At 36.0% G+C, this 12,393-nt stretch carries 12 protein-coding genes; 2 read left to right on the top strand and 10 right to left on the bottom strand.

The window, feature by feature from the left end:
* Positions 1–3 precede the first annotated feature (3 nt).
* The 3 genes from RTW14_RS00480 to RTW14_RS00470 all read right to left on the bottom strand — a co-directional run bounded on the left by RTW14_RS00480 (position 4) and on the right by RTW14_RS00470 (position 4,072).
* Positions 4–858 (bottom strand): hypothetical protein, encoded by an 855-nt coding sequence (locus RTW14_RS00480; RefSeq protein WP_312647346.1) that lies wholly within the window; start codon positions 856–858, stop codon positions 4–6.
* A gap of 17 nt (positions 859–875) precedes the next feature.
* A complete protein-coding gene (locus RTW14_RS00475) occupies positions 876–1,352 on the bottom strand; it encodes a nucleoside deaminase (RefSeq protein ID WP_312647343.1) in 477 nt (158 codons plus the stop codon).
* 113 nt (positions 1,353–1,465) lie between these two features.
* The gene (locus tag RTW14_RS00470) at positions 1,466–4,072 is read right to left on the bottom strand and encodes an FAD-dependent oxidoreductase (RefSeq protein ID WP_312647338.1); all 2,607 of its coding nucleotides are present in this window, start codon (positions 4,070–4,072) and stop codon (positions 1,466–1,468) included.
* Positions 4,073–4,232: 160 nt separating this feature from the next.
* Between RTW14_RS00470 and RTW14_RS00465 the strand changes: the two genes are divergently transcribed.
* The gene (locus RTW14_RS00465; protein ID WP_312647337.1) at positions 4,233–4,901 is read left to right on the top strand and encodes a Crp/Fnr family transcriptional regulator; all 669 of its coding nucleotides are present in this window, start codon (positions 4,233–4,235) and stop codon (positions 4,899–4,901) included.
* 42 nt (positions 4,902–4,943) lie between these two features.
* Here the strand turns inward: RTW14_RS00465 and RTW14_RS00460 are convergent, their stop codons facing one another.
* Positions 4,944–6,005 carry a hypothetical protein gene (locus tag RTW14_RS00460; protein WP_312647331.1) on the bottom strand — a complete coding sequence of 354 codons (1,062 nt, stop codon included), beginning with the start codon at positions 6,003–6,005 and terminating at the stop codon, positions 4,944–4,946.
* A 60-nt stretch (positions 6,006–6,065) separates the two neighbouring features.
* Between RTW14_RS00460 and RTW14_RS00455 the strand changes: the two genes are divergently transcribed.
* On the top strand, positions 6,066–6,701 hold the full coding sequence (locus tag RTW14_RS00455; RefSeq protein ID WP_312647328.1) for a CvpA family protein: 636 nt from the start codon (positions 6,066–6,068) through the stop codon (positions 6,699–6,701).
* Here RTW14_RS00455 and RTW14_RS00450 read toward each other — a convergent pair.
* From RTW14_RS00450 to RTW14_RS00425, 6 genes are all read right to left on the bottom strand, one after another.
* Positions 6,698–7,321 (bottom strand): chromate transporter, encoded by a 624-nt coding sequence (locus RTW14_RS00450; protein ID WP_312647327.1) that lies wholly within the window; start codon positions 7,319–7,321, stop codon positions 6,698–6,700. The two genes, RTW14_RS00455 and RTW14_RS00450, sit on opposite strands and share 4 nt — an antisense overlap.
* A complete protein-coding gene (locus RTW14_RS00445; protein WP_312647326.1) occupies positions 7,321–7,938 on the bottom strand; it encodes a chromate transporter in 618 nt (205 codons plus the stop codon). Before RTW14_RS00445 ends, RTW14_RS00450 begins: the two co-directional genes overlap by 1 nt.
* Positions 7,939–8,222: 284 nt before the next feature.
* Positions 8,223–9,473, bottom strand: a complete 1,251-nt coding sequence (locus RTW14_RS00440; protein ID WP_312647325.1) for a WG repeat-containing protein — start codon at positions 9,471–9,473, stop codon at positions 8,223–8,225.
* Positions 9,474–9,530: 57 nt separating this feature from the next.
* Complete coding sequence (locus tag RTW14_RS00435) at positions 9,531–9,998, bottom strand: PadR family transcriptional regulator (protein ID WP_312647324.1); 468 nt, start codon at positions 9,996–9,998, stop codon at positions 9,531–9,533.
* A 16-nt stretch (positions 9,999–10,014) separates the two neighbouring features.
* Entirely contained in the window at positions 10,015–10,926 is a 912-nt protein-coding gene (locus tag RTW14_RS00430; RefSeq protein WP_312647322.1) for a DUF2812 domain-containing protein, read from the bottom strand.
* 242 nt (positions 10,927–11,168) lie between these two features.
* Complete coding sequence (locus RTW14_RS00425; RefSeq protein WP_312647317.1) at positions 11,169–12,386, bottom strand: CD0519/CD1768 family membrane protein; 1,218 nt, start codon at positions 12,384–12,386, stop codon at positions 11,169–11,171.
* Between the last annotated feature and the right edge of the window lie 7 nt (positions 12,387–12,393).

The following is a 12,393-nucleotide window of genomic DNA, read 5'->3' as shown; positions in this document are numbered from 1 at the left end:
TCCTTAATTCTTTTTCTTTCCCTTGTTCTTTGGTTTTGTAGTTCCTGCCTGAGCTTTTCTTCTGGCTGCTTCTTCTGCAGCAGCCTTTCTGCCAGTAATATAACTACTTCCACCTGCTGAAATTGGTCTAGCGCCTTTTACGCGCTTATTATCATTAAAAGCTTCATCGTCGTCATCATCATAATAATCATCGCCCTTAGCTTCCCTTGCAAGTTTTTTCTCCATCTTTCTGCGTTGCTTTTCCTTTTCTTTCTGGTCTTTAGCAACAACCTCTTCTACGGATTTGCCCGTTTCTTTTGCAATCTTATATGGATTAACCTTGTCATCTGCAGCTGCTTCTTCTTTATCTTTTTCTTCTTTTCTTTTTGCAGACCTGCTTGACACCCAGATCACGCCTACCATCATGATACCCATCATAATCATATTTGCCTTCATCGAAGAACTAGTATCCACTGTATTAAATTTGATGTGTACATCCTCTCCAAGGGTCTCTCCTGAAGCCGCCATTATATCCCCAGAAACTGAAAGCTTGTATGAGCTGTCAGAAAGGAGTGTTTGTTTGTCAACAAGTACTAAAACTAATCCCTTTTCTTTAGGACTATATAGAATTCTAAGTGGTAGTTTTTTACCTTTTGAATCAGTAAGCTTAACGCATTTCAAATTTGCCGCTTCGTTGTTTTTATTAATCATATTCTGGTTGAAATACAGCTTTACACCTGAATTTTCAACCTGCATTCCTTTGTCACCATTTCTGGGATAAGAGTCTTCAAGCTCCAAGGTTCCTGCAAAACAAAGAGATGTTGTCATCATTACCATTAATAGTGTCAGTGCAACTATTGCACCTATTCTTCTTTTCATTTAAGTTCCTCCACTTTCTATTTTGTGAGCCCTGGTTCCTTCTGTTTGTCCCATTTGGAACCCCTTAGTCGTAATTCTTTAAAAAAAGTTTTCATAATGCCAGAACATTCCTCTTCCATAAGGCCTACTTCTATTTCAACAAAATGATTTAATCTTTCTTCTTGAATAATATTAAACACTGAACCACAAGCACCGCCTTTAGGATCCATGGTGCCAATAAAAATCTTACTCATTCGAGACCAGACAATAGCGCCCGCACACATGGCACAGGGCTCACAAGTCACATACAAATTGCAATCAAGCAGTCTCCATCCTCCTAAAGTCTTCGCTGCTTCTCGTATAGCAATCAACTCTGCATGTGCTGTCGGATCTTTTAAAGTTTCTGTTAAATTGTGTCCTCTGCCTATGATTATTCCATCTTTTTCAACAACTGCTCCAATAGGAATCTCACCGCAGGCATAGGCTTTTCCGGCTTCAGCCAGTGCATCGATCATATAATTTCTCATATACCTTACAATGTTATCACAATCGCATACAATATTCAAGAAAAAAACGACCCAAGAGGGTCGTTTTATCATTCAAATTTTCTACAATAACTCTAATCATATTAAATAAACAAATTTACATTTGATTGTTCTGCGTCTCCCAGATATGCTGCGACACCTGCAAGCTCAACGCCGTCAATAAGTTCCTCCTTCGTAATCCCCATAACATCCATTGACATGGTACAAGCTACAAGCTTAACACCATTTTCCATAGCCTTTTTCATTAAGTCTTCTAAAGAATCCACATTTTTATCATTCATTACTTTCTTCATCATTTTTGTTCCCATGCCGCCCATATTCATGTTAGAAAGTTTTAATCTAGATGTTCCTCTTGGCATCATCATTCCGAACATCCCATCAAGAAGTGGTTTTTTTACATTCTGCTTTTCTGACTTTCTTAAAGCATTAAGCCCCCAGAATGTAAAGAACATAGTTACAGGTCTACCCATAGCCGCAGCACCATTCGCTATAATAAATGAGGCCAAAACCTTATCTAAATCACCACTAAATACAATCATTGTCTTTCCCTGTGGCAATTCCGCTTGTGTCCCCACATTTTTACTTTTATCGCCATTCTGATTATCGCCTATGGTTCCCTTTTGAATATATACAATATTTTGTTTTCCTTCTCTGCATGTTTTGACTAACGTATTGCCCGTTCTTCTGCACCATGCTTCTATATCTCTGGCAAAGCCCATATCTGTAGCCGCTACCTTAATGATCTGACCCTGCTCAATTTCATTTATGGAATTAAACACTCTCATGATAGGTCCAGGGCACTGTAATCCACTACAGTCTAAATCTTTTGTTATTACAATATTATTTATATCCAATTGGGTTCCACCTTTCACCTCTCCTCGGTCTTTTGCTAGAACTTCTTCTGCTTTTGAAGTAAATTCAACAATTGGAGGGCATTCTTCTGACTTGCAAAATAATTTATCATGGAATGAAGATTTGTAAAAACCTGTTCCGGCAGGATATACTGCTACATGTTTAAACCCTGCGTTCATTAAAATTCTTGCGACATTGTACGAACGAACTCCTATCGCACAAAATGTGACGATTAGATTCTCCTTATTCAGCTCGTTCATTTTATCTCTAACCTGGCCAAATGGTATATGCACCGAATCTTCCACTGCAAATGCCATTCTTTCAAAGTCTTCTGTCACATCAAGTACTGTGACAGCTGGCACTCCCCTTTGTTTTGCCAGTTCTTCTCGATTTTCAAGACCATTCCATGGGATAAACTGAGTTATTCCATTCAAAATATTCTCAGCCACAAACCCTAACATATTTACAGGATCTTTTGCCGAGGAATAAGGAGGAGCATAAGCCAACTCTAGTTTTTGCAAATCAATTACACCTGCTCCCAGTCTAATGGCTGTAGCTATCACATCGATTCGTTTATCAACCCCTTCTACACCAACAATCTGTGCGCCAAAGATTTTCCCCTCTGGAGAGAACAGCATTTTTAAAGTTATCGGTGCGGCTCCTGGATAATATCCAGCATGAGATTTCTGATTAATGATTGCTACAAAATAATCTACATCAACTTTTTTCCCCATTCGTATTAAGGTTTTTTCATTTAATCCGGTTGCAGCTACAGTAAAATCAAACACTTTTGCTACCGAAGTTCCTTGTGTTCCCTCATACGTTCCATGCGTTTTTGCATCAAGAACCCCAAATTCCGCAGCAATATTTCCAGCACAAATTCGGGCCTGCTTATTGGCTGGACCTGCTAGAGGAATCATTGTTTTTCCTTTTTCTATAAACTCCGTCACTTCAATTACATCACCTACTGCATATATGTTTTTATCAGAAGTTTTCAGATATTCATTTACTAAGATTCCGCCTCTTTGATTTAATTCTAGCCCTGCCTGTTTTGCAAGGCTGCTGTTTGGCTTAATTCCAATAGATAAAATGATCATATCAACATCTAAAGTTTTTCCACTTGATAGCGTAATTTTAGTTTTCCTAGGGTTCACGCCCTGCGCAGAAGTGATACTTTCAAACTTTTTCACTCCGTCTGACAAAATAAGTTCAACACCGTTCATCCTAATATTTTCATGAACTAATTGTGCCATTTCAAAATCTACAGGGGCCATTACCTGATCCTGCATTTCTATAATTGATACCTTACAGCCAGCTTCTCTTAGGTTTTCGGCCATTTCAAGTCCAATAAAGCCTCCCCCTATCACTGCTGCTGTGGTTGGCTTTTTCTCTGTAATGTAACTTTTTATCTTATCTGTATCTGGAATATTCCAAAGGGTGAAAATGCCTTCTCCATTAATTCCTTCAATGGGAGGTACAATTGGTGTGGATCCTGTAGAAATAACCAAATTATCATAACCTTCCACATATTCACTTCCGTCAGAAATCCTTCGTACTGTAATTGTTTTTTCTTCTTTATTAATAGATGTTACTTCGTTCCCCGTTCTTACATCAATATTAAAACGTTGTTTCATTACTTGTGGAGTCTGAAGGAGTAACGCCTCTCTTTCCTTGATAACATCACCAATGTAATAAGGAAGCCCACAATTAGCATAAGAAATGTATTCACCTTTTTCCATAATAATGATTTCTATGTTTTCATCAAGTCTTCTAAGTCTTGCCGCTGTAGTTGCCCCACCTGCAACTCCGCCAATTATAACAACCTTTTTATTACTCATTATTCTATCCTCCATTCACATTTCTAGGTTTATTTTAACCACATTAATAAAATGTTTCAGTGATAAAGTCACATTTTGAATTAGTTGTGTTATAATATTCTTTAGATGATATTAACACTATTTTCAGAAAATTTAAACAAAATATTTAGAGGTGATATATATGATCAACGAAAACCTTCTTTCTGAAGTATATCCATTCTGGGATAAACTTACTCCACCTCAGAAAGCAGAAATATCTGCAAATACAGTAATACGTATCTTTGAACCTGGTGATATAGTCCATGCAGGAGGACAGGAATGTACTGGGGTCTTAGGTGTTATAAGCGGCAGGCTTCGTACCTTTATGCTTTCGGACGAGGGCAAGGAGATTACTCTTTTTCGACTTGTTGAGGGAGATAACTGCATGTTATCCGCCTCCTGTATGATAAAAAATATTTCTTTTGATGTTCACGTATCTGCAGAAGTTAAGACGGAATTAGCTATAATTAATCCTTCCGTTTATGACAGAATTGCAAAGAAAAGCCCTGTTGTGGAGGGTTTTATGAATGAGATTATTTCTATGCGTTTTTCAGAAGTCATGTGGATAGTAGAACAGTTATTATTTATGAAAATGGACAAGAGAGTATCTATTTTTCTTTTAGAACAATCTGCTTTAGAGGAGAGTGACACAATTACTTTGACTCATGAGCAAATTGCTGGGCATTTAGGTACTGCCCGGGAAGTGATTTCACGTATATTAAAATACTTAGCAAATGAGGGATATTTAACCGTATCAAGAAAAGGCATAACCATATTAAACCGTAAAGGCTTATCAAAAATGGCAGAGTGAAAACTCTGCCATTTTAGTATTTTACACACCCATTACTTATAATCAAACTGGGTCTACAATATCGCCAGTATCTTTATCTATAGCGGTTATCCAATATCCATAAGCCGTCATCCTGTTTTCTAAAGAGCACTCTGCTTTTGTAGCTTCCAAACTTTCAGCCCCCACGATTGGCTGCCACAAAACAAATCCTGACTTTCCTCCCTCAGGTTGTTCTTCATTTAAGAATCTTCCTGGTATGCCTAAATAATATAGCTTGGCATCTTCGCCAAATATGTAATGCCTATATTTTGATGCACCCCACATAGCCCCTGGTGAAACCAATGGTAAATTTTTTATGTTTGCAATTCTTTTCCATCTTGCGCCTGTCTTGTCCTTGCTAAAAGGTAAAATATGTTCATATAGCTCTGATGATTTTGCAGTTTTTTCACACACTTCTTTTACATATTCATTATAAAACTGATTATAATTTGCTCTTTGTTTTTTTATATAGGTCTGTACTTCTTCATATGGATTAGGTTTAAGCACTTTTTCTGGTACTTTTTCCGGCACTCTTTCCGGCACTCTTTCTGTTACTTCTTCCATTATCTCTTTTGGTTCTTTAAAGTCTTCATGTTTTTCTGCTTCATCTTCTATGGTTTCTATTTCCTCTTTGCTATTAAATTTTTCTGCACTTGCTGCTATTACATTACTCCCAGAAAAAGCCAGCTTACCTTTTAGTACAGGATGTAAAGGTTCCTTGTTTTCACGCATGGATACCGCTGCAACAATGGCTACAGAATAATCTCCAAGCTGCCCGCCTCTTCCATCAACGTTCCCTGGATCAAATCTGAAATAATTTTCTCCAGTACCAAATCGGTTTAAAATTAGCGTACCCATGACTGCATGAATGGTCCGTTCTTTCTTTTCTCCAAATAAAATCAATTTGTAAATGTAACGATTTCGTTCAAAAAATCGTAGATTTTGGACACTTAAAGAAATGGCTCCTTTATTGTTGCCTGTTTCTATTCGTAAGTTTCCATATATTGCCTGCTCTGTTTTTGCAGCGAAATCCCGATTTTCCTCAGAAAGAAGCACCATCGTTTTGTTATATTTTGTATATTCCATATTGCCCTCCCTTGTCATTTTTAGTACTATATACATATATATGGGGAAGGGGATTCATTTATGATACTTGATATAATTGTTGCTGTTGTAATTATAGGCACTATGGTTCAGGGGTACAGGCATGGTTTGCTCCAAACGCTTGTCCACACAGTTGGCTGGTTTTTAGCTCTTGCTTTTGCCTTTATCTGGTCACCTAAATTTAATGCATTTATCTTAGACAATACCGATTTATATTCATCTATTTATGGAAATATAAATGAAAAAGTCAGCACCACTCTTACTCCTGCAGAAATGCAGGGAAGTATGCCGACTATTATTCAGGATTCACTGACAAATTTAATTAACTCGTTATCTGGTTCTATTTCAGTGGGGTTATCTAATCTGCTTTTTAAAATTGCTTGTTTTTTGATTATAACACTAGCTGTTCAAATCGTACTTCACATTGCTATATCTTTAGTGTCAAAGGAACGCAACCACGGAATAACTGGCTTCTTAGATGGTTGTATAGGTATGGTTTTTGGCTTTATAAAGGGCATTGTCTATGTCTTTATACTGCTGACTTTGATGGTGCCTATTGCTTCGCTTGCAGATCCTAAAGTTATGACTTTTCTAATGGAAAACCTAGGTAATTCTTATTTGGCTGGGGAACTTTACGATAACAATTTGATTCTGCTTATTATGAAAGATTTACTCTAACTACAGAAAATGATACCAACTACTGCCATAATCATTATGATTTTTACTGGGCTCATTTTGAATTTTGCTGCCAGTATCACTGTTACCACAAAAACCAGGCACGGTATTATTTCAACTCCCCTAGCAAGATCTTCCAATACCCACTTGATATATCCCCATGTCAATTCATTGCAGACTCCTGTCGCAGATCCATTTAATAGTATACTATTTTCCATGTTAATAAGAGCGGACTCTCCTACAAATACCGCCGCAGCCGCTATTAACCCTACTGTGGCAGGACGGATTCCGGAAAATGCGGCTTCAATTCCTTTATTATTATTAAATCTATCTAAAAATTTTATAACGGTTATGATTAATAAAAACGATGGCAAGGCAACGCCTAAAGTTGCACATACAGCGCCAGTCACACCAGCGAAATTATACCCTATAAAAGTAGCTGCATTCACGGCTACAGGACCTGGTGTTACTTGGGATAATGCTACTAAATTGGAGAATTCCTCTGCCGACATAAATCCAAATTGCTGTACGGTCTGAAATATTAAGGGTAGCATTGCTAACCCTCCACCAAAGCTAAAAATACCTATTCTAAAGAAGGAGAAAAATAATGTTAGATAAATCATTACTTACCCTCCTTTTTTTCATCTGAAGGAACATTTTCTAGTATTGAATTAGGATCCTCTTTCAAGGTTTTGCTATTAATGTTCTTTGATTTGGTCCAATAGGGTATCAATCCTGCAAATGCACCTAGTATGATAGCCCATACAGCTGTTACTTTGAAAACTGCAATCATAACAAAAGCAATAACTGCAATTGCCCATGCAAACCGGCTTTCTAAAACCTGTTTACCTAATTTAACTGCTGCAAATAGTATTAACCCACAAGAAGCTGCTTTAATAGAAACAAATGCTCCATTCACATAAGGATTACTGCCAGCTGCATCTAAAAAAATAGCTGCAAGTATTATAATAATTAAGGATGGCATGATGGTTCCTAAAGTTGCTGCAATTGACCCTGCCAGCCTATTTTTTCTATATCCTACAAAAGTAGCTGCATTTATAGCAATAACCCCCGGTAATGACTGACAGATTGCTATGCAGTCTATCATCTCATTCTCTTTTAACCACTTATTATCTTCTACCACCATACGTTGAATAAGTGGCAGCATTGCCAACCCACCGCCTATAGTAAATAGACCTATTTTAAAAAACGCTATAAATAAATTCCACAATTCTTTCATAATTTATCCTTTTTAATTTATTATCAGACCCGGTGTAACCAATTTCATCGACACACTTTTAGATTATTTTAACCCCTTTTTTCCCAAAATACATTTTTTCAATTGCTTTATCTTTACTATAATGTTTACGTAAAGATATTACCCCTTTTACATTCTCTCTTGCATCTAAATAATGGTTCCATTAATTGTATCCTGCATATATCAATGCCACCATTGCGCAAATACATATAATCCTTAATTTACATCTATTTCTTATGGTTTTTTCCCCTTCTAAAAATACCCTTCTAAAATTTTATAACGCCTCTTTTATTTCCTATTTTAACTTCTGACTGCCCATTTTTTACCATTCCTGCTCGATTAAAAATAGGTTCCACTACTACATTTCCCTTTGAATCCATGTATCCTAATTTCCCGTTTTGGGCTGGAAAAACAATCTTTCCCTCACTAAAACTAGCCTTATTTTCATCTAACGTTTGATTATATCCTTTATATGGTAATGTAAATATTGTTTTTCCCGTAGTATTTATGTATTTTAACTCACTATAACATTCTGCTACGGCAATACCCTCTGAAAAACCATGTACTTTTATGCATCCTTGTAATTTGGTTATTACCTCTTCCTCTTCATTGATTATAAACCACTCTCCATTATATTTAGCAATAGCAGACCCTTGGTAAAATCCACTTAGACTTTCATAAATTTTTCCTGATACAGGATTAAAACTATTGTCTAAAAAAAGGTATTCTTCCTGTCCTTTATCATTTAAATATTCAGCGCAAAGCTTATCTTCTGACTCTCTGAATATAAGTTCATATTTAGGTTCTAATAATATATTACCACTTATATCAATTAACCCTGTCAGAGAGCCTGATACATATGTAGTATTACTTCCATTTTTATAAACGGCATTACTATCATTAGAAAATTCAAAGATTCCTCTATTGCTATCAAAAATACTTAATGAGTCACAGTTCACTTTTAATAATTCTTCACCTGTTGGAGATATAACCAAATGCTTTCCTTGTTTTTCCACACAGGCATATCCAGCTTCATACCTACTGGCATTTTCAAAATTTTCCTTTATCAAATCTGAACCGTCTAATTTATAATAATGGTATTGCTTTGTATAATAGTTTCCTGCTAATATATATCCTTGTTCTAAATCAATATCTATACTTTCATATCTAGCTGGTATGATTACTTCTCCCCGACTGTTTTCAATGCCATATAATTTTTCATTATGGTCATTTTCATCTTCATCAGTATTGTTATTTTTAACAACCACAAGTTGCAGATTTATTTCTTTTAACTTTTCTTTTAACGCTTTAATTTCTTTAACTAAAAAGTTACATTCTTCCTCCTTATAACGTCTATCCTCTTCCTCTTCAGAATCTTGGCTTAATGGCTCCACCCATTGTAAACTGGCTATGGTCTCTTCATCCATCACATAGCTATTCCAACGAATGTAGCCTGCATATACTACCAGCCCAATCAAACAAATACTTGCAATTATTAACGCATACTTCTTTTTCATAATTTCCCCTTTTTGTTGAATACACTAGTGCTAAGTTACTTACTATATCCCCTTCTTTTATGTTGGTATTAGCGCTCCTTTTCCAAATCCTCCAAGGGTAAAACCTTTTTCTCTTTCCTTGAAAATTTGTTGTTCTTTATTACAAACCTCTTCAGTAATAGGCATAGAAATTCCACTTCCTGTATTATCATCTGGCGGCGCAGGTCTTTCCCCATCATATTCAAAAAATTTCTGTCCGTCACTAACCATTTTATTTAGCCTCTGCAATTCTTCCTGTAAAATATTCTGGCCTTTCTCGGTTAACTTATAAATTTTTCTTCGGTTTTCTTCTGCAACCTGGAAGATAATTTCTTCTTTCTCAAATCTTCCTAAAAGTGCATATAAAGTTCCTGCACCCACAGCAACCCTGCCCTCTGTAAGTTCACTAATCATCTGCATAATTCCGTATCCATGGTTCTCTTTTATAAGTGAAAGCAGAACATAATACATTGGTTCTGTCAGTGTTTTTAATTGTTCTCTTGCCATTGTTTCCTCCATTCATTTATCTGCATCCCAGATATGTACGAAAATACTGGAATATACTGATATAAAACATGAAAAAGCCAATATAACTAAATAGTTTATACTTTTCTTTTTCTGGATATAAAAAGAGCATATATGTAGCAGCTAATTCGATTGGTATCGAAAGTGTACAAAGTATAATAAGTAGTACAATCTCCCAGCCGCTCCCGTATAAGTTGATACTATTTAACCCCTTACTCCATATTTCATAGGAATAGCTAACTATTATAATAAGTGGAAATACACTAATTGCTACAACTGAGAAAAAGCTCTCCCATAATCTCAGCTCTTTTTTTAATCTGCTTGCTGGAATTCCTCCACCCGTTTGCATATGTTTACTGAAGCGCCGAATACAAACCAGATTAGCGATTATTTCAAGAATTGAGAAGAGTGCAAAGCACCCAAAATACACAATAATTATGTAAGCCACCAGCCGATTAAATTCTTTTCCGCCTTCAGCTATTATTATTCCCATGGCTGCAACCATACATACTGCCATCAATAAATACTTAAATATTTCATTATCCCTTTTTATTGCTTTTCCGAAATTCTCCATTTCTGTTAATTCATCTGTATACAATGGAAAGGCATTTTCTTTTTCAGCTACAAACATATGAAGCTTATCATTAAAACAATCAATATTCCTCCAGCCTAAATCCTTGTAAAATTCATAATACTGTTCCCTTTCACTATTTAGCAGATTTTTTCGAACATCAATTGCATACTTAAGATTTTTTGCTTTATGGTTTTTCTCAAACATAGCAATATCTTTAATATAACCTTTTCCAGTCCCTTTAAATTCAAAACCCTTTAATGCCATTTCATTCAAAAATTTTTCCGCATCTTTATAGTCATATATGTCAAAATTAAAGTCCCTAAAAATATGCTTCATTCTCTATCTCCCTAGTCCTAAGATTTAAGTTACCCGTTTATTTAGAATTTAATAATTATATTATGTTGTGTATTTGTCTTGTAACGTTTATCGTTATATCATAATTCGATACATTTAAGTATACGCTGTTAAAAAAAATGTGTCAATAAATCGCTTCAAACACAGATAAAAAAATCCCAGATTTTTTACTTCTGGGATTATCTATAAATAATATTAAATTTTTTATTTAAACTTTTTAATTGTCAGCATACCATAAGAAATATAAAATGTGCGCTAACACCTGCACAAATACCTCCTATTGTGTGGCATAAAATTGCGTGCCCTGTTAGTTCCCTAAATTTCAAACTATCCATCATTGCAACATGAGTACTCAGATAGCCACTCCAACACATACACATGGCCGTAAACACCGCTATATCATTGCCTGTCGCCAGCCCTTTTGTAACCAAATCCGGTACAAGCCCTATAGCAGCACCTGCAGCACCCAAAGCTGTAATCGGAACAGAGATAGCTTCCGGCGAAGTGAAACCAAACAGTGGTAATAGAACAAAGTTTAGTTTTTCTGCCAGCCAGGGAAGAAATGCAACACCTTGATTAGCTGCTCCTGTATACATGCCTCCCTCACCCGGGCCATTGGTCAGCATTAAAACAAAGGTGCATATCATAAGCACACCTGGTATTATTGCAACCCCCATAGTAACTCCATTTTTCCCGCCCTCCAGCATTGCATCCATAAATCGCCCACCTATACTGCCATTTCTGACAATCCTATGATTTATATCAATCCGGCATTGATCAGTTTTAGTTTCAGCATACTCCTCAGTCCCAAAGATTCTTTTGGTTTTCATAATCATTAACCTTACACTTACAATACTTCCAATGGCAGCTCCTATATTACCAATCAAAGCTGAAACCATGAAGCTGCTTCCATCATGACTTCTTATGCCTATCATAAACATAGTTACAATAAGACCCATTCCAAAAGCTGTTCCTATATTTGTTAAAGCGGGAAGCTGATACTTCTTAAAATATCTTCTAAAATTATCATCCTGTGCTAGGGTCAATATAGCAGGATTATCTGACAAATACGTAGTAACTACTCCCACTATACTTGCACCGGGCAAACCATACAAAGGTTTCATCAATGGTGATAATATTTTATTGATTGCCGCAACAACACCAAATTCCGTTAAAAGTCCCGATACAGCTCCCGCAATAACTGCAATAGCCATTATATAGAGTACAGTATTAATAAGCAGGGAATATGCAGTATTCATAAGGGTATTTACCATATTTATAGGTCCCATAGTTGTCCCCAAAGCATAAAATATTGCTCCAAAGATTCCGATAAATACTAATGTTTCTAAACTAAATGCTTTTTTTAATATAGGGTTAGTCCCAATAATTTTTTGTGATTCCTCATTTATTTTCTCTTTATTAGTTATTATACTTGTCTGCATCCGGTCT

It is taken from the genome of Aminipila sp., from assembly GCF_032051575.1.
Lineage (GTDB): Bacteria > Bacillota > Clostridia > Peptostreptococcales > Anaerovoracaceae > Aminipila.
Note: the sequence above shows the minus strand (reverse complement) of the source record. Positions and strands in the feature narration are given on the sequence as shown.

Bases quoted from the DNA above. Each gene is read 5' to 3' on its own strand.
- RTW14_RS00480 (WP_312647346.1), bottom strand. From the start codon at position 858: ATGAAAAGAAGAATAGGTGCAATAGTTGCACTGACACTATTAATGGTA.
- RTW14_RS00475 (WP_312647343.1), bottom strand. From the start codon at position 1,352: ATGATCGATGCACTGGCTGAAGCCGGAAAAGCCTATGCCTGCGGTGAG.
- RTW14_RS00470 (WP_312647338.1), bottom strand. From the start codon at position 4,072: ATGAGTAATAAAAAGGTTGTTATAATTGGCGGAGTTGCAGGTGGGGCA.
- RTW14_RS00465 (WP_312647337.1), top strand. From the start codon at position 4,233: ATGATCAACGAAAACCTTCTTTCTGAAGTATATCCATTCTGGGATAAA.
- RTW14_RS00460 (WP_312647331.1), bottom strand. From the start codon at position 6,005: ATGGAATATACAAAATATAACAAAACGATGGTGCTTCTTTCTGAGGAA.
- RTW14_RS00455 (WP_312647328.1), top strand. From the start codon at position 6,066: ATGATACTTGATATAATTGTTGCTGTTGTAATTATAGGCACTATGGTT.
- RTW14_RS00450 (WP_312647327.1), bottom strand. From the start codon at position 7,321: ATGATTTATCTAACATTATTTTTCTCCTTCTTTAGAATAGGTATTTTT.
- RTW14_RS00445 (WP_312647326.1), bottom strand. From the start codon at position 7,938: ATGAAAGAATTGTGGAATTTATTTATAGCGTTTTTTAAAATAGGTCTA.
- RTW14_RS00440 (WP_312647325.1), bottom strand. From the start codon at position 9,473: ATGAAAAAGAAGTATGCGTTAATAATTGCAAGTATTTGTTTGATTGGG.
- RTW14_RS00435 (WP_312647324.1), bottom strand. From the start codon at position 9,998: ATGGCAAGAGAACAATTAAAAACACTGACAGAACCAATGTATTATGTT.
- RTW14_RS00430 (WP_312647322.1), bottom strand. From the start codon at position 10,926: ATGAAGCATATTTTTAGGGACTTTAATTTTGACATATATGACTATAAA.
- RTW14_RS00425 (WP_312647317.1), bottom strand. From the start codon at position 12,386: ATGCAGACAAGTATAATAACTAATAAAGAGAAAATAAATGAGGAATCA.